The organism is Micromonospora sp. NPDC051227 (assembly GCF_044455385.1).
Classification (GTDB): domain Bacteria; phylum Actinomycetota; class Actinomycetes; order Mycobacteriales; family Micromonosporaceae; genus Micromonospora.
On the sequence record NZ_JBITET010000006.1, the window covers coordinates 338227 to 357527 of the forward strand.

Below are 19301 nucleotides of genomic sequence, written 5' to 3' on the forward strand. Positions count from 1 at the left end.
CCAAATGTGAGCTGGACTCGCCGACCCGCCCTGCATACCGTGGGCCCTGGCCGGGGCGGGCAGACCCCGGTCACCACCTCCGGGCCCGGTTCGCCCGATCGACGTGAGCAGGCCGAGTCGATGCGCGTGCTGCATGTGAACAAGTTCCTCTACCGCCGTGGCGGCGCGGAGGGGTATCTGCTCGACCTCGCCGACCTGCAACGGGCCGCGGGTGACACGGTCGCCTACTTCGGGATGAGCCACCCGGAGAACGAGTCACCGCTGCCGTACGCCGCGCGGTTTCCGTCCGAAGTGGAGTTGGAGCCGGTGCCGAGCGGGGTGCGGCCCCGCGCCGTGGCCGTCGGTCGGATGCTGTGGTCACCGACGAGCCGCCGCGGGCTGGCCCGGGTGATCGACGACTTTCGGCCGGACGTGCTGCACCTGCACAACATCTACCACCAGCTCTCCCCGTCGGTGCTCGCCGCGGCCCGCGCCGCCGGTGTGCCGTGCGTGCTGACCATGCACGACTACAAGCTCGCCTGCCCGAGCTACCAACTGCTCGACCGGGGCCGCCCCTGCCAGGCGTGCGTCACCGGTGGCCCGTTGCAGGCGGCCCGTCGCCGCTGCAAGGACGGATCGCTGTCGCGCAGTGGCCTGCTCGCCGTCGAGTCCTGGTTGCACCGTCAGCTCGACGCGTACGACCCGGTGCAGTTCTTCGTCAGCCCGAGCGGGTTCCTGGCCGACGTGATGCGCCGCGCGGGCGTCTACCCGGACCGGCTGCGGGTGGTCAACCACTTCGTCGACCTGACCGGCGTGGCGGCCAAGCAGACGCCCGGCGGCGGTGTCGTCTTCGCCGGCCGGCTGGCGCCGGAGAAGGGTGTCGACGTGCTGATCGAGGCGGCTGCCGCGCTGCCGCCCGGGGTCAGCGTGGACATCGCCGGAGACGGCCCGGCCCGCCCGGAGTTGGAGGCGCTCGCCGCGCGGCGGGTGCCCGGCCGGGTCCGGTTCCACGGCCGTCTCGACAAGCCGCGCCTGCACGAGCTGATCCGCTCGGCGGCGGTGGCCGCCGTCCCGTCCCGGTGGCACGAGAACCAGCCGATGGCGGTGCTGGAGGCGTTCGCCTGCGGTGTGCCGGTGGTCGCCACCGACCTGGGCGGACTTCCCGAGCTGATCGAGGCCGAGCTGGATGGCCACGTTGTCGCCGCCGATGCGCCGACGGCCCTCGGCGACGCGCTGAACGACCTGCTGGCCGACCCCGAACGGGCGTACCGGATGGGCCGGGCCGGCCGGGCGAAGATCGCCGCCCAGTTCGCCCCGGACCGGCACCTGGACCGGATCCGTGGGCTGTACGCGGAGGCCGCCGAGGCGCTGCCGTCGCGGCGGCGGGCCGGCCGGGCCACCGCCGGTGGGGGAGCGGCCCGGTGAACCCGGTACGGGTGCTCTACCTCGCCGGCAGTGGTCGCAGTGGCAGCACGCTGGTGACCACGGTCCTGGGACAGTTGCCGGGCTTCTTCGCGGCGGGCGAGCTGCGATACCTGTGGCGACGCGGCCTCCTGGAGAACCGACCCTGCGGCTGCGGCTCCCCGGTCGCCGACTGCCCGCTCTGGGCCCGGGTGCGCGCCGACCTGACCGACGCCGACCCGGCCGGGATCGCCGCCCGGTTGGCCCAGCGGCTGCGGCTGCGCGGAGTACCCGCACTGCTGCGCCGCCAGCGTCGGGGGCAGCCGCCGGTCGCGGGCCACCCCGACGACACGCAGCTGGCCCGGCTCTACGCCTCGATCGCCGAGCACGCCCTGGCCGGCCGGTCGGACGGTGTCATCGTCGACTCCTCCAAGCTGCCGCCGTACGGCGCCCTGCTCGGCAGCCTGCCCGGCATCGACCTGTACGTCCTGCACGTGGTGCGAGACCCGCGCGCCACCGCGTACTCCTGGCGTCGCCGACGCCCACTGGACGGGCGCGCCGACGATGAGCTGATGAGCCGGCCACCGGTCGGCAAGGCCGCGCTGCTCTGGCTGGTCTGGAACACCGCGACGGTACGACTGTGGGGCGACCGCCGCCGTGCGCCCGGCCGCTACCTGCGGGTGCGGTACGAGGACTTCGTGGCCGACCCGGCCGGCGCCACCGCCCGGATCGCCGGCTTCGTCGGCGCGACCCCCGACGAGCTTCCGTTCCCGACACCGGCCACGGTGCGGCTCGCCCCCACCCACTCGGTGGCCGGCAACCCGTCGCGGCACCGCACCGGGCTGGTCAATGTGGTCGCCGACACCGAGTGGTTGACCCGGCTCCCCACCCGCGCGTACGCAGTGGTGACCGGGCTGACCGCAGTGGCCCTGCCCCGCTTCGGTTACCCGTTGCGCCGCCCGGCGGGCACCTCTCCCGCCGCCCGCCTCGCCGCGGACCCGACCGTCTCCCCGTCACCCGCCACCCGGCAGGAAGGCTGAACGATGCTCTCACTGGTGGTGGGCACCGGTCGCTGCGGTTCGACACTGGTCCAGGAGTTGCTCTCCCGGCATCCAGCGGTCGGCTTCGTCTCCGGCCTGGACGACAAACTGGCCCGGCTGAATCCCAAGGGCAGGTTCAACGGAGCGCTCTACCGGCGTTCGGCGCCGCGCCCGGCGGGGATGACCTCGTTGCGACACAGTCGACGGTTGCTGGAGCGGGGCCGGCTCCGGGTGGCGCCGTCGGAGGCGTACCACCTGCTCGACCGGCAGGTGCTGGCCGGCTTCTCCCGACCCTGTCGGGACCTGGTGGCCGAGGACCTGACCCCGTTCGTGGCCCGGCGGCTGCGGGCCTTCTTCGACGAGCGGATCGCGCGGCAGGGCTGTCAGCAGTTGGTGCAGCACGTCACGGGGTGGCCGCGAACCGGCCTGCTGCACGCCGCGTACCCGGAGCTGCGGGTGGTCAACGTGGTGCGCGACGGCCGGGCGGTGGCCAACTCGTGGCTCCAGATGGGCTGGTGGGACGGCTGGCGCGGGCCGGACAACTGGATCTACGGCCCGCTCCCGTCCGACCTGCGCGAGGAGTGGGCCGAGTCCGGTCGCTCCTTCCAGGTGCTCGCCGCGCTGGGCTGGAAGATGCTGATGGACGCCTTCGCGCAGGCCCGGCTGCGGCACCCGGCCGGCCAGTGGTTGGACGTGCGCTACGAGGACCTGGTCGAGCAGCCGCGCGAGCAGGTCGGCCGGATGCTCGACTTCCTCGGGCTGAGCTGGTCCACCACCTTCGAGAAGGGCTTCTCCCGGTACGACTTCACAGTGGGCCGGGCGGAGGCGTACCGGGACGAACTCAGCCCGGCGCAGCTCGCCGCGATCGAACGGGTGCTGGAGAAGTCGCTGGCCGAGTGGGGCTACCCGGTCTAGGGGCGGGTGTCGAAGCCCTCGCTATCGACTGACGTCACGGGGGGCGGCTAATCTTTGGCCCCACACCATCGATGTGAGGAGATGCGATGGCGCGCCGTACCGGCCGACCCTCCTACCAGCTGGACAAGGCCGACGTGCGCCGCCAGCGCACAGTGCGCTTCGCGGCCGTCGCGGGCGTGATCGCCCTGGTCACCGCGTTGCTGGGTGGGTTGATCGGCTACCAGTTGGGCCGCCCGGACGCGACCGAGGCGACCATCGCGAGCATCAAGCAGGACGAGGCGAAGCGGGACGCTCAGCAGATCGTGGAGCTGATCGAGACGGCCCGCCGCGTTCGCGACCAGGTCGCCCCGGTGCTGGCCGCCCTCAAGACGGAGACGACCGCCGGACGTGCGCCGGACGCGGCGAAGGCACGCCAGTGGCAGGAGGTCATGCGCCAGGCGGCCGAGCCGTTCGCCGACCCGCCGTCGGGGACCACCGCCACCAACGTGGCGCGCGGAGGGCTGCGCGGAGCGGTCCAGCAGGCGTCGCTGGCCGTCGACGCGTACGCGCTGGCCGCCGGTGTTCCGGCCGCCCAGCGTGCGGCTCTGCTGGACGTCACCGCGCGGCAGGCCGCCGAGGCCGCGACGATCTGGTCGGTCGCGGCGACCCAGCTCGACCAGATCAGCGTGGACGCCGGCCATGGCCACCAACACGTGTTCCTGGACACAGACCCCCACGGAGGGGCGCTCACCCCGGACGGGGCGGCCGAGGGAACCGGTGGCTGAGGCACGTTGCTGCGTAAGTGTCCGGTTTGTCGGCGGGGGTCGGTCTGCCGCGTCGGCTGAACGGTCGCAGCGTGATCTGGGGGCGACCCGCCGGATCGGGTACGGTCGCTTATCGCAAAGTCTATGAACCAGATTGGCTTTCTGTGTATTGGAAGCCGAATCGGAGGGACACAGCCGTGAGGTTCCCAAGCGCCGTCCGTCAGGCCGGTCTCGTCGTGGCCGTCGCCGCCCTCGCGTTGACCGCGGGTTGCGCGAAGAAGGACGACAGCGAGGTCCAGGCGAGCGGCGTCAAGCTGGTCGCGGCGGGCAAGCTGACCGTCTGCACCCACCTGCCGTACCCGCCGTTCCAGTCCAAGGACGCCAGCGGCAAGGTGACCGGCTTCGACGTCGAGATCATGGACCTGGTCGCCAAGGAGCTCGGCGTCGAGCAGACGATCATCGACACCCCGTTCGAGGGGATCAAGTCCGGCCAGGACCTGAACACCGGCAAGTGCGACGCGGCCGCCGCCGGCATGACCATCACCGAGGAGCGGCGGAAGGTGGTCGACTTCTCCGATCCCTACTTCGACGCCACCCAGGCGATGCTGGTGAAGACCGGCAAGACGTACAAGTCGCTCGACGACCTCAAGGGCAGGAAGCTCGGCGTCCAGGCGGCCACCACGGGTCGTGACTACGCCAAGAAGCTCGAGTCCGAGAAGGGCCTGAAGCTCGTCGAGTTCGAGGATCTCGCCGCCCTCCAGCAGGCCGTCTCCAACGGCCAGGTCGAGGCCGCCATCAACGACCTGCCGGTCTGGACCGAGTACCTGAAGAAGAACCCGGGCGGGTTCGAGGTGGCCGCCGAGTTCGACACCGGCGAGCAGTACGGCTTCCCCGTGAAGAAGGACGCCAACCCGGAGTTGCTCAAGAAGATCAACGAGGTGCTGGCCAAGGCCAAGCAGGACGGCACGTACAACACGATCTACGAGAAGTGGATCGGCAAGCAGCCGAGCGCCTGAGCCGCAGAGCGGCCGAGCGCCTGAGCGCCACGCACTACCGGAGGGCGCGCGTCCCGCGCGCCCTCCGACGTCGGTAACCTCCGGGAAGGCAACGAGCGAACGTGAAGCTGCGACGCCGCCAGCGGGAGCGGCTGTCCCTCGGGCTCCAGTACCTGGTCTTCATCGCCATCATCGCCACGGTGCTCGTCGCCGCTGACTGGGACAGGTTGGCCGACGCGTTCTTCCGCGTCGACATCATCAAGTCGATGTTCCCGACGATCATCACCGTCGCGCTGCGCAACACCATCCTCTACACGCTGGGCGCGTTCGCCTTCGGCCTCGTGTTCGGCACCATCCTGGCGCTGATGCGCCTGTCCCGGGTGGCGCCGTACCGCTGGGTGGCCACGGCGTACATCGAGCTGTTCCGGGGTCTGCCCGCGCTGCTGGTGCTCTTCCTCGTCGGGTACGGCATCCCGATCGCCTTCCCGGAGCGCGAGATTCCGGGCGGGGTGTTCGGTTCGATCGCGATCGGCCTCGGATTGACCGCCGCTGCGTACATGGCGGAGACGATCCGTGCCGGCATCCAGGCCGTGCCGAAGGGGCAGATGGAGGCGGCGCGGACCCTCGGCATGTCGCACTTCACCGCCATGCGCACGATCGTCATCCCGCAGGCGTTCCGGATCGTGATCCCGCCGCTGACGAACGAGCTCATCCTGCTCACCAAGGACTCGTCGCTGGCCTACGTGCTCGGGGTGACGGCGCAGACGATCGAGATCACCAAGTTCGGTCGGGACATGCTCAACGACCGGGTGAACGCGACCCCGCTGCTGGTGGCCGGCCTCGCCTACCTGGTGATCACCCTGCCGCTGTCGCAGGTGGTACGACGCCTCGAACTCCGCTACGCCAAGGCTCGGTGACCCCGATGACGACCACCCCCTCCCGCCCTGCCGTGGAGATCCGCGACCTGCACAAGTCCTTCGGGCCACTCAAGGTGCTCAAGGGCATCGACTTCGAGGTCGGCCAGGGCGAGGTGGTCTGCGTCATCGGGCCGTCCGGCTCCGGCAAGTCGACTTTGCTGCGCTGCGTCGACCTGCTGGAGGAGCCGACCGCCGGCAAGATCTGGGTGAACGGGGTCGAGATGACCGACCCGGACGTCGAGATCGACGCGGTCCGCCGCGGCATCGGCATGGTGTTCCAGTCGTTCAACCTGTTTCCGCACCTGACCGTCCTGAACAACCTCACCATCGCCCAGCGCCGGGTGCTCCGGCGAGGTCGGGCCGAGGCCGAGCGGATCGCCCGGGCCAACCTGGAGCGCGTCGGGCTGACCGACAAGGCCGACGCCTTCCCGGCGCAGCTCTCCGGTGGGCAGCAGCAGCGGGCGGCGATCGCCCGGTCGCTGTCGATGGAGCCGAAGCTGATGCTCTTCGACGAGCCGACCTCCGCGCTCGACCCGGAGCTCGTCGGCGACGTGCTCACCGTCATGCGCAAGCTGGCCGAGGACGGCATGACGATGATGGTGGTCACCCACGAGATGGCGTTCGCCCGCGACGTCGCCGACCGGGTGGTGTTCATGGATGGTGGCGTGGTGGTCGAGCAGGGGCCGCCGCAGAAGGTGCTCGGCGCGCCGAAGCACGAACGGACCCGGGCGTTCCTCTCCCGGGTCCTCGACCCGACCCACGTCGCGCAGCTCGGTGAGCCCGACCAGACGGGCCCACAGTCGGCCGGCTGACCCCCGCCACGATCCCTGACCACAGCTTCCGTACGTCTGCCCGCCGGGCTGCCGCATTGACGGCAGCCCGGCGTCTGCTTGTGTGTCAGGTCTATGTCAATCGACCGACGTCGTGATGTCAAGGTAATCTTTTTGCAATCAGAGCTGTACTTTCGTCGATGGATTACATAAGTTGCTGTTATCCATAGAAAGCTTTGAGTCTTCCGAGCAAAGTTCGCGACGAGCCTCACCCTCAGTCGTGCTACCGCCCCCGTGCTCGGGTCGATGCACCCTGCCCTCGTCGCGTCTTCGCCCGGTTGGGAACGGAGACCCATGGACGATCACGCTGGTGGCCCTCACCGCCACCTGTCCCGCAGATCGCTGATCGCCACTGGAGCGCTCGCCGCCGGGGCGCTGGGCGCGTCCGCCCCAGCGATCGGCAGCGCGTTCGGAGGCAGCCCCGCCCGGGCCGCCGCCGGCGTCACGAAGAAGATCACCATCTACGCCGAGCAGCTGCCCGGCAACCTGTTCGGGTACGGCCTGGCACCCGGCCAGGCCACCGTTCCGGGCCCGATCCTGGAGATGTACGAGGGTGACACCCTGGAGATCACCCTGGTCAACACCACCACCCAGCGGCTCTCCATCCATCCGCACGGGGTGGACTACAGCACCGAGTCCGACGGCAGCCCGTTCAACGCCTCGTTCAACAACCCCGGCGAGACGCGGACGTACGTCTGGCGCTCACACGAGATGGTGGCCGCGGCCGGCCGGCGGTACATGCCGGGCAGCGCCGGCTACTGGCACTACCACGATCACGCGATGGGTACCGACCACGGCACCGGCGGTGTCGCGAAGGGACTGTACGGCGCGCTGATCGTGCGGCGGCGCGGAGACATCCTGCCGTCGAAGCAGTTCACGGCCGTGTTCCACGACATGATGATCAACAACAAGATGGCCCCGGCGACCCCGATGTTCGAGGCGAATTTGGGCGAGCGCGTCGAGTGGATCGCCATCGGCCACGGCAACCTGTTCCACACCTTCCACCTGCACGCGCACCGCTGGGCGGACAACCGCACCGGAATGTTGGAGGGGCCGAGCGACCCGAGCCTGGTGGTCGACAACAAGGACCTCAACCCCGGCAGCTCGTTCGGTTTCCAGGTGCTTGCCGGGGAGGGCGTCGGACCCGGCGCGTGGATGTACCACTGCCACGTGCAGACGCATTCCGACGGCGGCATGGCCGGGATCTTCCTGGTGCGCAACGCCGACGGCAGCATGCCGCCGGGTGCCGAGGAGGCGATCCACCGGTTCCAGGGCCACACCCACACGCACGACAGCTGACCGAACCGAAAGTGGGGACGGGCATGACCAGAAAACTACGACGAACCCTCGCCGCGGTAGCGGCCTTCGCGACACTGATCCCGGCATCGACGGCGGCCGCGGCCGCACCACGAACGGCGGCCGCCCCGCAGGCGGCGCAGCAGCAGAAGACCGCGGTCCTGGTGTTCCACGGCCCGGTGGCCGAGCAGCAGGACCCGGTTTCTCGCGCGGTGGACACCATCAAACAGCTTGGTGCCGGTCATGACATCGATGTCACGGCCACCACGGACCCGGGCGCCTTCACCACGGCCGGGCTGTCCGCGTACCGCAGCGTGGTCTTTCTCTCCGCGACGGGCGCCGCGCTGAATCGCGACCAGGAGTCGGCGCTCCAGAACTACGTCAAGGCCGGTGGCGGTTTCGTCGGCATCGCCGACGCCGCCCGCGCCCAGGTCGACTCCACCTGGTTCACCGGGCTGATCGGCACCCGCCCGGCCGGCGCCATCCCGGTCGCCGAGCCGGTGGCGCGGGTGACCGCCAGTGGCGAGAACCCGCCCAACGAGACCAAGGAGAAGCTGACCGACGGCGACGCCAACACGAAGTGGCTGGTCCGCACCCCGACCGCGTGGGTGGCGTACGAGTTGAGCGCACCGAAGAAGATCACCGGGTACGCGCTCACGTCGGCCAACGACTCGGCCGGTCGTGACCCGAAGGACTGGACCCTGCAGGGCTCCACCGACGGTCAGAGCTGGACCGACCTGGACCGCCGCACCGGGCAGACCTTCCCGGACCGGTTCCAGACCCGCCGGTTCGACATCGCCACGCCGCAGGAGTTCTCGCGCTACCGGCTGAACGTCACCGCGAACAGCGGTGAGCCGCTGGTCCAACTCGCCGATCTGCGCCTGTTCACCGGCAGCACCACCGCCCCGGAGCCGCCCGCGGTGAACCGCGCGGTGGTGAACATCCTGGACCGCAAGCACCCGGCCACCGCGTCGCTGCCGATGACCCTCACCCGGTCCGACCGCTGGGAGAACTGGGACCCGAACCCGATCGGCACCGTGCACACGCTCGCCCAGGTCGAGGAGCGGCACTACAACCCGGGGGCGGCCGCCAACGGCGCCTTCCACCCGGTGTCCTGGTGCCGGGACTACGACGGCGGCCGGTCGTTCTACACCGGCATGGGCCACACCGAGGGCAGTTACGGCGAGGAGGCGTTCCGCACGCACCTCGCCGGCGCCCTCAACTGGACCACCGGTCGGGTACGCGGCGACTGCCAGGCCACCATCGCCGCGAACTACAAGGTGGAGCGACTCACCGCAGCGAACCAGACCGGCCAGCTGGACCAGATCGGCGAGCCGCACGGGCTCACCATCGCGCCCGACGGCACTGTCTTCTACGTCGGCAAGGCGGCCTGCCCGAGCGGCCCGATCGCGGACTGGAACAACCCGAAGGTCGGCCTGGGCTGCGGCACCATCCACTCCTGGGACCCGCGCACCAAGCAGGTCAAGCTGCTCACCACCCTGGAGGTGATGGGCAACCGGGGCAGCGGCTCCGAGCTGGTCAAGAACGAGGAGGGTCTGCTCGGCATCGTGCCCGACCCCAAGTTCGCCGAGAACGGCTGGCTCTACGTCTACTGGATGCCGCACGACTCGGTCGACCGGGTGAAGCGGGTCGGTCAGCGGACCGTCTCGCGGTTCACCTACGACCGTCAGGCGCAGACCATCGACCAGGCCACCCGAAAGGATCTGTTGCAGTTCCCGGTGCAGGTCCACAGCTGCTGCCACGCTGGCGGCGGTATGGCGTTCGACGCCAAGGGCAACCTCTACGTCGGCTCCGGCGACAACAACTCCTCCGAGGGGTCGCAGGGCTACGCCGGCAACAACTGGACCCAGGAGTACCAGGGGATCTCGTTCCAGGACGCCCGCCGCACGTCGGGTAACACCAACGACCTCGCCGGCAAGATCATCCGGATTCACCCGGAGGCGGACGGCACGTACACCATCCCGGAGGGCAACCTCTTCCCACCGGGTACCGAGAAGACCCGACCGGAGATCTACGTGATGGGCGTGCGCAACATCGCCCGTCTCCAGATCGACCCGGTGCACCAGTGGCTGACCGCCGGCTGGGTCGGCCCGGACGCCTCGTCGCCCAGCCCCACCCTGGGCCCGGCGAAGTACGAGACAGCCACCATCATCACCTCGGCCGGCAATCAGGGCTGGCCGTACTGCATGGGCAACCGGCAGCCGTACCGCGACCGCAGCACCACCGACGCGACGGTGCTGACCGGCTGGTACGACTGCGACAACCTGAAGAACGAGTCGCCGCGTAACACCGGACTCGTGGACATCCCGGCGGCCCGGGACAACATGATCTGGTATTCGCCGGACGGCGGCGGCCCGGTGTTCCCGAAGCGGACCGACGGCAGCGGCCTGCCGACCTACGTGGCGGCCGACGCCACCTACACCCAGCCGTACCTGCGCGGCGGCGGGCAGGCCATCATGTCCGGCCCGACGTACCACCGGAGCCTCGTCGACACCGCCAGTGGCGTGGCGTGGCCGGAGCACTGGGACGGCAAGTGGCTCATCGGCGACCAGTCGAACGCGTCCAACCGGATCGCGGTCACCGTCGACCCGGCCGGCGTGCCGCAGGCCGCCCCACCGGTGTACGCCGAGTCGCTGCGGGCCATCATCCCCGGTGGCAACGGCGACACCCGGTTGCAGAGCTGGATGGACGCGAAGTTCGGCCCGGACGGCGCGCTCTACCTGCTCGACTACGGCGGCGGGTTCTTCAGCCTGCACGCGAACCAGAAGCTGATCCGGATCACCTACACCGGCGGGGCGCCCACCCCGGCGCCGGCGGCGACCTCGGTCGCCGTGCAGAACAAGCCGCTGACCATCGCCTTCAACGGCTCCCGCTCCGGCGGCGTCAGCCACCGGTGGGAGTTCGGCGACGGCGCCACGTCGACCGAGGCGGACCCTCGGCACGTGTACGCCCGGGTCGGCACCTACACCGCGAAGCTGACCGTCACGTACGCCGACGGTCAGACGGCGACGGTGCAGACCACTGTGACGGTGGGCTGCGCGGTGCCCGACGACCGGTCGACGGTGTGGCTCGGCGACACGGACACCGGGGTGCCCAGTCGCACGGTCGGGCAGGGCTGCACGGCCAACGACCTGATCGACGACGAGAGCACCTGGGCCGACCACAACGGTTTCGTCCGGCACGTGACCGATGTGGCCCGCGCGTTGCAGGACGACGACCTGCTCAGCACCCGCGAAGCGGGCACCCTCACCCGCCTGGCCGCCGCGTCGGAGATCGGCCGGGACGGGCACACCGGGTACGAGCCGCTCTTCGACGGCACCGCCGAGTCGCTGCGCGGTTGGCAGCAGGCGCCGACGGGGTCGTGGGCCATCCAGCCCGACGGGGCGCTGCGCTCCAGCGGTGGCCTGGGCATGCTCTGGCACACCAAGGAGCTGGGCGACTTCTCGCTGAAGGTGCAGTTCAAGGACATCGCGCCGGGCACCGGCCGGGCCAACACCGGAGTCTTCGTCCGGTTCCCGGACCTGCGAACCCCCCTCGACCAGCGGCCACCGGACAGCTGCGGCACGGTCGGGTCGGCGCGGACCTCACCCGCCTGGATGGCTATCTACTGCGGACACGAGATCCAGATCTACGACGGTGACACCGGTGAGCCGCAGAAGACCGGCTCGGTCTACAACTTCGACCCGGTGCCGCTGGCCCAGGCCGGCGTGACGCCGAAGAACGAGTGGAACGACTACGAGATCCGCGTCGTCGGGCAGCACTACACGATGATCCGCAACGGCGTGGTGATCAACGAGTTCGACAACACGCCGGGCAAGCAGTCGTCGCGCGCCGGCGACCCGCCGACCGACCTGCGGCAGTTCCTGCGCGGCTTCATCGGCCTGCAGAACCACGGTGACAACGACCTGACCGAGTTCCGCAACATCCGTGCGCGGGAACTCTAGGAGTGACGATGACCCGACGACTGACGGCCGCGCTGGCGGCGCTCCTGCTCACGGTGATCCCGTTGGCAGTGGCGCCCGCCTCCGCCGCCCCGCGTGTCGCCGCCGACCAGGTGCTGACCTGGACCGCCGACGACAGCATCACCCAATACAAGTCCGCGCCCGCCACGGCGGTGGCCGGAGCGACCACGATCATCTGGGAGAACAGCGCGGCCACCGGAAACACCACCGGGATGCCGCACACCCTGACCTTCGACACCAGCACCGAGGGCTACAACCACGACGTCACGGTCAACATCCTGGCCAGCCCGTTCGACGCGAACGACGGCCGCCACCAGGCGACCGTGACGCTGACCCCGGGCCGGTACCGGTACTTCTGTTCGATCCCGGGCCACAGCTCGATGGTGGGTGAGCTGGTGGTCACCGAGGGCGGTGGCGGCGGCGACACCACCGCGCCGACAGTGACCGCCGCGGTCTCCGGCGACCAGGACCAGGACGGCAACTACCTCGGCGCGGCCACTGTGACAGTGACGGCCACCGACGCCGACTCGGGGGTACAGACCGTCGAGTACCAGGTCGACGACACCAGCTTCCTGCCGTACACCGAGCCGGTGCGGGTGACCGCGATCGGCGACCACGCGGTGCAGTTCCGCGCCACCGACCAGGCCGGCAACACCAGCGCCGTCGGCTCGGTGTCGTTCCGGGTCGTCGAGCCGGGGGAGGAGGACACCACCGCGCCGGTGGTCACGGCCGCACTGGCCGGCGACCGCGACGGCGACGGCAACTACATCGGTACGGCCACCGCCACGTTGACCGCCACCGACAGCGGATCCGGTGTCGCCACCATCGAGTACGCGCTGGACGGGGCGGCCTTCACCGCGTACACGACGCCGATCGTGGTGAACGCGACCGGGATGCACATGCTGCACTACCGGGCCACCGACGTCGCCGGCAACACGTCGGCCGAGCAGATGTCCCACTTCACCGTCGTCGAGCCGCAGGCCGAGGACACCACCCCACCCACTGTCGCCGCCACGGTGGCCGGTGACCGGAACGACGACGGCGGGTACGTCGGCGGAGCGACCGTCACCGTCACGGCCACCGACGCCGAGTCGGGGGTGGCGAAGATCGAGTACGCGCTCGACACCGGAGGCTGGACGGCGTACACCGCTCCGGTCGCCGTCCGCGCACCCGGCGCGCACACAGTGCGCTACCGGGCGACCGACACGGCGGGGAACTCCTCCACCGAGCAGTCGACGTCGTTCACAGTGGTGGCCGACAGCACCGACCGCTGCCCCGGCTCCGACACCCGGGCCACAGTGGTCATCGACGGCAACGACAGCGGTGTGGCCAACGTGGACACCGGCGACGGCTGCACCATCAACGATCTGATCGACGAACACGCCGACTACCCCGGCCACGCCGAATTCGTCCGACACGTCGAAGCGGTCACCGCCGCTCTCGTGACCGGCGGCACGCTCGACCGGCGGCAGCAGGGCGCCATCGTCCGGGCCGCGGCCCGATCGGACGTCGGCGCATGAGTCCTCGAACCTCACCGACAGGGAGTACCACGATGCCCGGACGTACCGTCGCCAAGCTCGCCACCGTGAGCGCCGTCATCGCGGCCTCGGTGCTGGCCGTGGCGCCCACCGCACACGCCGACCTGGTCACCCACTGCATCGGCACCGGCGGCGCGGTGACCGTGCCCAACGACCTGCTCGTGCCCGCCGGCGAGTCCTGCGCGCTCACCGGCACCACGATCACCGGCAACGTCACCGTCGCGGCCGGCGGCAACCTGGTGGTGACCGGTGGCCGGGTCAGCGGTGAGGTACGCGTCGCCACCGACGGGTACCTCGACGCCACCGAGACGACAGTCGACGGACAGGTGGTGCTCGCGGCCGGGGGGTACGGCATCTTCCTCAAGGACGCCCGCACCGGCACCGTCACCGTACGGCCGAAGGGCTCCACGACCATCGACAGCTTCCTGTTCGCCGAGGCGTCGACGGTCACCGGACACGTCAACGTCGGTGCCGGCGAGGTCCGGCTCGACCGGGGCACCCAGGTGCAGCGCAACATCAGCAGCACCGGCACCTACTACACCGACCTGCACGACTCGTTCGTCGACGGCACGCTGTCGGTGCTCAACAGCGCCACCGGCAGCGTGGTGTGTGGCAGTGCGGTCCAGGGCCGGGCCACCTTCGCCGGCAACCTGGGCGGTGTGCAGCTCGGCCCGAACGGCACCCTCGACAGCTGTGCCTCCGGCGGCTACTGGGGTGGGGACGTGAGCATCACCAGCACCACCGGTGGGGTCACCGTCGACGACAACATCATCAACGGTCAGTTGGCGGTGACGTCCAACGACCCGGCCGCCCAGGTGGCCGCCAACAACCGGATCCGTGGCGGGGTGACCGGTGACCAGGCCGCGGCGACCGCCAACCGGGCGGCGCGAGTGGCCGCTCCGGATCGTGAAGAGGCCGGCGACCAGCGAGCCGAGCTTCGCCGTACCTCGGCCGTGCAGGAGGCCACCGAGGCGGGCGCCGCCCGGCTCTGACCGACCGACGCGACGGTGACCGGTCACCCCGAACCGTGGGGGTGACCGGCCACCGCCGTCGTAACGGGTCGGACCGTCGCGAGCCGCGCTTGCCTGGCGTTGTGCCCCATCGACGCGGAGCTGGCCAGCCAACTCGTCGGGTTGGGGAAGCCTGCCTGGTCACCTCTACCGTCACGCCGTCTACTGCGACTACTGCCTTTACCTGACTTCGTTCACACTGAAGCAGTCAGCCTGTTGCTGTCACAGCAACAGGCCGATCAGCGAGCTTCGAAGCCAGCCAGCGACGGACCAACCCCGACGTCAGAGGTGTGTGCGGACGGGGTCAGCCGGAGCGCCCAGAACGTGTAAGCGAGGGGTTATGAGGATCTTGGCTGCTCGGTAGCGTTGATGCAACGTCGGCCCTGGATACGGCTGGTGCTTCCGCGCTACGAGGAGGTTCGGGATGGATTCCCTGCCGGAACTGACTTTCGGGCAGCGGTTGAAGGCCTACCGTGAGCGGTCCGGCAAGACCCGTGCGGTGCTTGGCGGACTGGTCGGTCGCAGTGCCGAGTGGGTCAAGGCGGTGGAGACCGATCGGATCCTGCCGCCGCGTATTCACATGCTGGACCGGATCGCGCGTGCTCTGAAGGTCGAGGTGTCCGCCCTCGCCGGCGAGTTGGGGGCCCGGTCGGCTGTGGTCAACGGGCCCGAGCATCCGGCGCTGCCGTCCGTCCGGGACGCGGTCAACCGCTTCGCACTATCCGACGATGTTTCCCCGGAGCCGTTGACGAGCCTGAGGGACCGGCTCGCGATGGCATGGCGTGCGCGTCATCAGGCGTCGGACCACCGCACCGTGCTGGGCGGGTTGTTGCCGGGGTTGCTGCGCGACGTGCAGCGCGCCGTGTTGGCGTACGAGGGTGATGAGCGTCGGCAGGCTCAGGCCCTGTTGGCGGAGACGTTCGGGCTGACGCAGATGTTCCTTGCCTACCAACCCGCTGCCGAGGTGTTGTGGCGGGTCGCGGACCGGGCGATGGTGGCGGCGCAGGAGTCCGGCGACCCGGAGGCGGTGGCGTGCGCGGGGTGGTTCCTGTGCCAGGTGCATCGGGATGCCGGTGACTGGGACACCGCGACGTCGGTGACAGTGGACCTCCTGTCGGCGCTGGAGTCGCGTGCGACCGACGGGAACACGAACCTGTTGGCGCTCTGGGGTGCGTTGAACTTTGAGGCTGCCTACACCGCCGCCCGTGCTGGTGAGGAAGGTAGGGCCTGGCGGTACTGGGATCGCGCGGATCAGGTGGCGCAGCGCCTGCCAACGGGTTTCTATCAGCCGCAGACGTCGTTCTCGCAGGTCATCATGGGCGCTCACGCGGTGACCGTGGCGGTGGAGTTGCAGAACTCCGGGGAGGCGGTGCGACAGGCACGCCGCCATGATTCCGCGGCGATCCCGTCGAGGCCGCGCCGGGCACGCCATCTCATCGAGGTCGCGCGGGCGCACTACGGCAAGGACGACAAGGAAGCGGCCGTGATGACCCTCCGGCAGGCGTACGAGTCGGCCCCGGAGACGATTCGCTTCAACGGGTACGCACGCCAGATCACCTTGGACCTGCTCGATGGCCCACGTTCCACTCGTGACGACGCCCGAGACCTCGCGATAAAGGTTGGGCTGCTCTCCTGATTCAGGGGTAGAAACCGTACCCATTCCGCCCCGCGACTCACCGTAGCTTCTTGCTCAAGGGATGCGGCGGGCGGTGCGGATATCGCCTGGTCGCCGCGTCCCCTCAGCGTCGAGGGCGGGAAGTCGTCCTCGTGCTCGAACGAGGGAGAGGTCCGTGCGGCGCGTCTCGTATGACGAATACCTCTCGGCCGTCGCGCTGACTCTCGCCCGCAGGCACCGGCCGGTGTGGTCGTGGCGGCTCTGGCGACATGTCTGCCGCTGCGGAGTCGACTTGCCGTGCCGTGCCCGGCACCGGATTCCGATCAGTCGTGGCCACTGGCCGCGGGAAGGCGAGCAGTGAGTAGCCAGCAGCAGAAGGCGATCGTCGCGGTTCGCGTCCGAGGGCTGGGCGGCAGGTGTAGCGGCTGCCGGACGTGGTGGGCCTGGCTCACGTCGTACCCCTGTTGGCAGGTCGAATGGGCGACCGGTCGGCGGACGCTGACGAGCACCGCGACTTCTGGCGGGTGCGCGGTGACTGTCCACGGCCCGGTCATGCCGATCCGGAGCTGCGGTGGCTGCGGCCTGCCCTGGCCCTGCACGACCCGCAAGCGCGAGTTGCGCGCGGAGTATGCCGATGCGCCAGTGTCGCTGGCCCTCTACCTCGGGTCCTACCTGGTGCAGGCGACCGAGGACATGCGGTGGACACCGGCCGGTGTACTGCACCGCCGATTCCTCGGATGGACCAGGGATGCCGAGCTGCCGGATGCAGCGGCACCGCAGGCGTGCCAGTCCGACCGAGCCAGGCAGTAGTCGACCAACGCCCTGGTAAGGAGGACCCGCGCCGCCACCGTTCGGCAGGCGTTTGCGTGGGGCGCGTTCCCGGCGGCTGTCGACTTCCTCAATGTGCTGTGAAAGTAGATAGTCAGTCGGCTGGCGCGAGGTCTCCGGCATCGGGTGTGGCCCGGTCGATGAACCCGTCCACCGGAGACCTCGCTGGGCGTCGTCGCCGAGCGGCGACGACGCGCGGGCCAGGTCAGCTCAGAAGTTGCCCGCCGAGTTGCACTTCATGCCCTGGTCAAGGCAGTTGCGCACCCGTGCGGCGAGCGCCTCGTCCTTCCACGCGTTGAAGAAGTCCGCGTGCATGGAGAACGACGTGCCGGACGCGAGGGTGATGCCGTCCGTGTTCGCGCTCAACGGGTACGAGATCACGAAGGACACCGACGGGACGGGCACCGGGTGGCTCTTGGGGCAGGCCCCGGTGTGGTCCCCGTTGGCCATGTGCGCCTTGTGGTCGGGGCTGTCCAGGTGCCTGCCGTCCCAGCAGTCCGGGAAGGTGATCTGCCGGACGATGTTCGCGGTCTTGGCGCAGACCGGGAACGTCTTGTCGGCGCTGCGGCCGATCTCGCCGCCGATGCCGGCGCACCAGAAGTGATTGCCCTGCTTGTCCGGGGTGTCGACCTGGTTCTTGGCGTCACCGGTGATCATTCGCAGGCCGAACGGGAAGGGCTGGGTCCTGCTCGGGTCCTTCAGGCGGGAACCGTAGTAGACGGTCACCTCCTTCGGGTCCACGACCTTGCCGTTCTGGTACATCGTCGGCACCCAGTAGGCGGACTGGTCGTCCGGCGAGTTGCAGGTGGTCGCCTTGGACGCCCGCAGCGAGTCGGCGGTCGCGTTGGCGCCGGTCGACCTGTTGCCCCAGAACGTGTGGTTGTGCGAGCCGCCCACCAGCTTCGGCAGCACGATCGGGTCGTCGCTGTTGTGGTGGCTGATCGTACAGCCGACGTTGAATTCGGGCACCTTGACGGGGTTGCCGGTCACCGGCTTGGGCTTGCGCGCGAAGAACGCCTTCGTCGCGGCGGCCTGCGCGGCGGCGTCGATGGTGATCCAGCCGCCGGAAGCGGTGGGCGGGGCGGCGCTGGTCGCCGGCGTTCCCGGCTTGCCCGGCGCAGACGGGGTGGCCGAGGTGCCCGGAGCGCTCGGCGTGGCCGACGGGTCACCCGGGGCGGTGGCAGTCGGCGAGTCCGGGCCAGGCGAGCCGATGCCGGTGTCGCTGGACGGGCCGGACGCGCCGGGGCTGCCCGGCGCCTCCCTGCATCCGCCGGCGAGCGCCACGCTCACCAGCAGCAGGGCGGTTACGGAACGACGGTGTCGAGGGGTGGATCGGAGATCTATCAACGGGGGCGCACCTTTCTTCCGAGCACGAAGAATACGAGTCGGCCCCCTGCTCGTTTCCAACTGAGACGATTAATTCTCCTTTAAATAGCGCTCAGCGATTGCCTGGTCAGCTCTGTGGAGCCGGCGCGGTATCGGCTCAATCTCAATTCTTTGATTCTCGCCGAAAACTGTAATCGGCGGCTGCGGCGGCGCTCTGCTTTCCTGCCGGGTCCCCCCACCGCCGTCCCGCTCAGCACTTGTCGCGTGCCTTGTGCAGGAAGGCTTCCCGGGACATGACCTTCGTATCGTCATGTCCGCGCGGCGCCAAGACCTGGTCCGGGCCGATGCGCGGCAGGTCCGCGAGGGTGAAGTCCACCGGGATGGCCTTACGGCGACTTGACCCGTCGAGGCTGTAGGTGACTCCGGGGCGAAGTTCGGTGAGCAACTGGACGTCCACCTCCACGCCTGGTTCAGGCCCCGGGAAGTCGACCGGCTCGTCGACTTCCCAACCCTGCGGTGGTTGACCCAACAGGGTGACCTCCACGACCTCACTCGTGGGTTGGCCGCTGACGTCCCACTTGATCAGCGGTCGCCGGCCCGGCTCGTCCTGGTGGTCGTTCTCGAACACGCCGAGCTGCGCGAAATCGTCGTCGCACGTCACCAGCACGCCGACCGGCCGGCCGTCCTGAACGGCGAGAGCGACCAGCGGCTCATCCGGCGGGGTGCAGGCGGTAAGGAGGAGGGGGAGTGCTAACAGAATCCACGGACGTTGTCTTCTGCGCATGTCCGCAGCATTCCACGTCAGCATCACGCTTCAATGCCCCGAGGATCACGAAAGGGAGGCGCGACCGGACGGGTGCCGCGCCGAACGTTCCCCCCTTCGCG

At 69.8% G+C, this 19301-nt stretch carries 15 protein-coding genes; 13 read left to right on the top strand and 2 right to left on the bottom strand.

Features of this window, described 5'->3' with window-relative positions; all coding sequences use genetic code 11:
• The first annotated feature begins 120 nt into the window (after positions 1-120).
• The 13 genes from ACIA47_RS18245 to ACIA47_RS18305 all read left to right on the top strand — a co-directional run bounded on the left by ACIA47_RS18245 (position 121) and on the right by ACIA47_RS18305 (position 17072).
• Positions 121-1404: a glycosyltransferase gene (locus tag ACIA47_RS18245; RefSeq protein WP_396709261.1), complete on the top strand. Its 1284-nt coding sequence runs from the start codon at positions 121-123 to the stop codon at positions 1402-1404.
• A complete protein-coding gene (locus ACIA47_RS18250; protein ID WP_396709263.1) occupies positions 1401-2420 on the top strand; it encodes a sulfotransferase in 1020 nt (339 codons plus the stop codon). The genes ACIA47_RS18245 and ACIA47_RS18250 overlap by 4 nt, the downstream gene beginning before the upstream one ends.
• 3 nt (positions 2421-2423) lie before the next feature.
• Positions 2424-3335 (top strand): sulfotransferase family protein, encoded by a 912-nt coding sequence (locus ACIA47_RS18255; RefSeq protein WP_396709265.1) that lies wholly within the window; start codon positions 2424-2426, stop codon positions 3333-3335.
• Between the two features lie 86 nt (positions 3336-3421).
• A complete protein-coding gene (locus ACIA47_RS18260; RefSeq protein ID WP_396709267.1) occupies positions 3422-4099 on the top strand; it encodes a hypothetical protein in 678 nt (225 codons plus the stop codon).
• Between the two features lie 176 nt (positions 4100-4275).
• Complete coding sequence (locus tag ACIA47_RS18265) at positions 4276-5094, top strand: basic amino acid ABC transporter substrate-binding protein (RefSeq protein WP_396709269.1); 819 nt, start codon at positions 4276-4278, stop codon at positions 5092-5094.
• Positions 5095-5195: 101 nt separating this feature from the next.
• The gene (locus tag ACIA47_RS18270; RefSeq protein ID WP_091406922.1) at positions 5196-5990 is read left to right on the top strand and encodes an amino acid ABC transporter permease; all 795 of its coding nucleotides are present in this window, start codon (positions 5196-5198) and stop codon (positions 5988-5990) included.
• A gap of 5 nt (positions 5991-5995) precedes the next feature.
• Positions 5996-6802, top strand: coding sequence for an amino acid ABC transporter ATP-binding protein (locus ACIA47_RS18275; protein ID WP_396709272.1), 807 nt, complete (start codon positions 5996-5998; stop codon positions 6800-6802).
• A gap of 312 nt (positions 6803-7114) precedes the next feature.
• On the top strand, positions 7115-8119 hold the full coding sequence (locus tag ACIA47_RS18280; RefSeq protein WP_396709274.1) for a multicopper oxidase domain-containing protein: 1005 nt from the start codon (positions 7115-7117) through the stop codon (positions 8117-8119).
• Between the two features lie 23 nt (positions 8120-8142).
• Positions 8143-12081: a ThuA domain-containing protein gene (locus ACIA47_RS18285; RefSeq protein WP_396709276.1), complete on the top strand. Its 3939-nt coding sequence runs from the start codon at positions 8143-8145 to the stop codon at positions 12079-12081.
• Between the two features lie 8 nt (positions 12082-12089).
• Positions 12090-13619, top strand: a complete 1530-nt coding sequence (locus ACIA47_RS18290; protein WP_396709278.1) for an OmpL47-type beta-barrel domain-containing protein — start codon at positions 12090-12092, stop codon at positions 13617-13619.
• 32 nt (positions 13620-13651) lie between these two features.
• Positions 13652-14629 carry a hypothetical protein gene (locus tag ACIA47_RS18295; RefSeq protein ID WP_396709280.1) on the top strand — a complete coding sequence of 326 codons (978 nt, stop codon included), beginning with the start codon at positions 13652-13654 and terminating at the stop codon, positions 14627-14629.
• Positions 14630-15071: 442 nt separating this feature from the next.
• Positions 15072-16283, top strand: coding sequence for a helix-turn-helix domain-containing protein (locus tag ACIA47_RS18300; protein WP_396709282.1), 1212 nt, complete (start codon positions 15072-15074; stop codon positions 16281-16283).
• Positions 16284-16793: 510 nt separating this feature from the next.
• Positions 16794-17072 (top strand): hypothetical protein, encoded by a 279-nt coding sequence (locus ACIA47_RS18305; protein WP_396709284.1) that lies wholly within the window; start codon positions 16794-16796, stop codon positions 17070-17072.
• A gap of 228 nt (positions 17073-17300) precedes the next feature.
• On the opposite strand, the gene ACIA47_RS18310 is transcribed toward ACIA47_RS18305, so the two are convergent.
• Together ACIA47_RS18310 and ACIA47_RS18315 are read right to left on the bottom strand one after the other, a co-directional pair.
• Positions 17301-18437: a DUF1996 domain-containing protein gene (locus tag ACIA47_RS18310; RefSeq protein WP_396709286.1), complete on the bottom strand. Its 1137-nt coding sequence runs from the start codon at positions 18435-18437 to the stop codon at positions 17301-17303.
• A gap of 229 nt (positions 18438-18666) precedes the next feature.
• Positions 18667-19200, bottom strand: a complete 534-nt coding sequence (locus ACIA47_RS18315) for a hypothetical protein (protein WP_396709288.1) — start codon at positions 19198-19200, stop codon at positions 18667-18669.
• Positions 19201-19301: the final 101 nt, after the last annotated feature.

What these genes read in the sequence shown, in the direction of transcription:
- ACIA47_RS18300 (WP_396709282.1), top strand. Translation starts at nt 15,072, where the DNA reads ATGGATTCCCTGCCGGAACTGACTTTCGGGCAGCGGTTGAAGGCCTAC.
- ACIA47_RS18260 (WP_396709267.1), top strand. Translation starts at nt 3,422, where the DNA reads ATGGCGCGCCGTACCGGCCGACCCTCCTACCAGCTGGACAAGGCCGAC.
- ACIA47_RS18290 (WP_396709278.1), top strand. Translation starts at nt 12,090, where the DNA reads ATGACCCGACGACTGACGGCCGCGCTGGCGGCGCTCCTGCTCACGGTG.
- ACIA47_RS18255 (WP_396709265.1), top strand. Translation starts at nt 2,424, where the DNA reads ATGCTCTCACTGGTGGTGGGCACCGGTCGCTGCGGTTCGACACTGGTC.
- ACIA47_RS18280 (WP_396709274.1), top strand. Translation starts at nt 7,115, where the DNA reads ATGGACGATCACGCTGGTGGCCCTCACCGCCACCTGTCCCGCAGATCG.
- ACIA47_RS18315 (WP_396709288.1), bottom strand. Translation starts at nt 19,200, where the DNA reads ATGCGCAGAAGACAACGTCCGTGGATTCTGTTAGCACTCCCCCTCCTC.
- ACIA47_RS18245 (WP_396709261.1), top strand. Translation starts at nt 121, where the DNA reads ATGCGCGTGCTGCATGTGAACAAGTTCCTCTACCGCCGTGGCGGCGCG.
- ACIA47_RS18295 (WP_396709280.1), top strand. Translation starts at nt 13,652, where the DNA reads ATGCCCGGACGTACCGTCGCCAAGCTCGCCACCGTGAGCGCCGTCATC.
- ACIA47_RS18285 (WP_396709276.1), top strand. Translation starts at nt 8,143, where the DNA reads ATGACCAGAAAACTACGACGAACCCTCGCCGCGGTAGCGGCCTTCGCG.
- ACIA47_RS18275 (WP_396709272.1), top strand. Translation starts at nt 5,996, where the DNA reads ATGACGACCACCCCCTCCCGCCCTGCCGTGGAGATCCGCGACCTGCAC.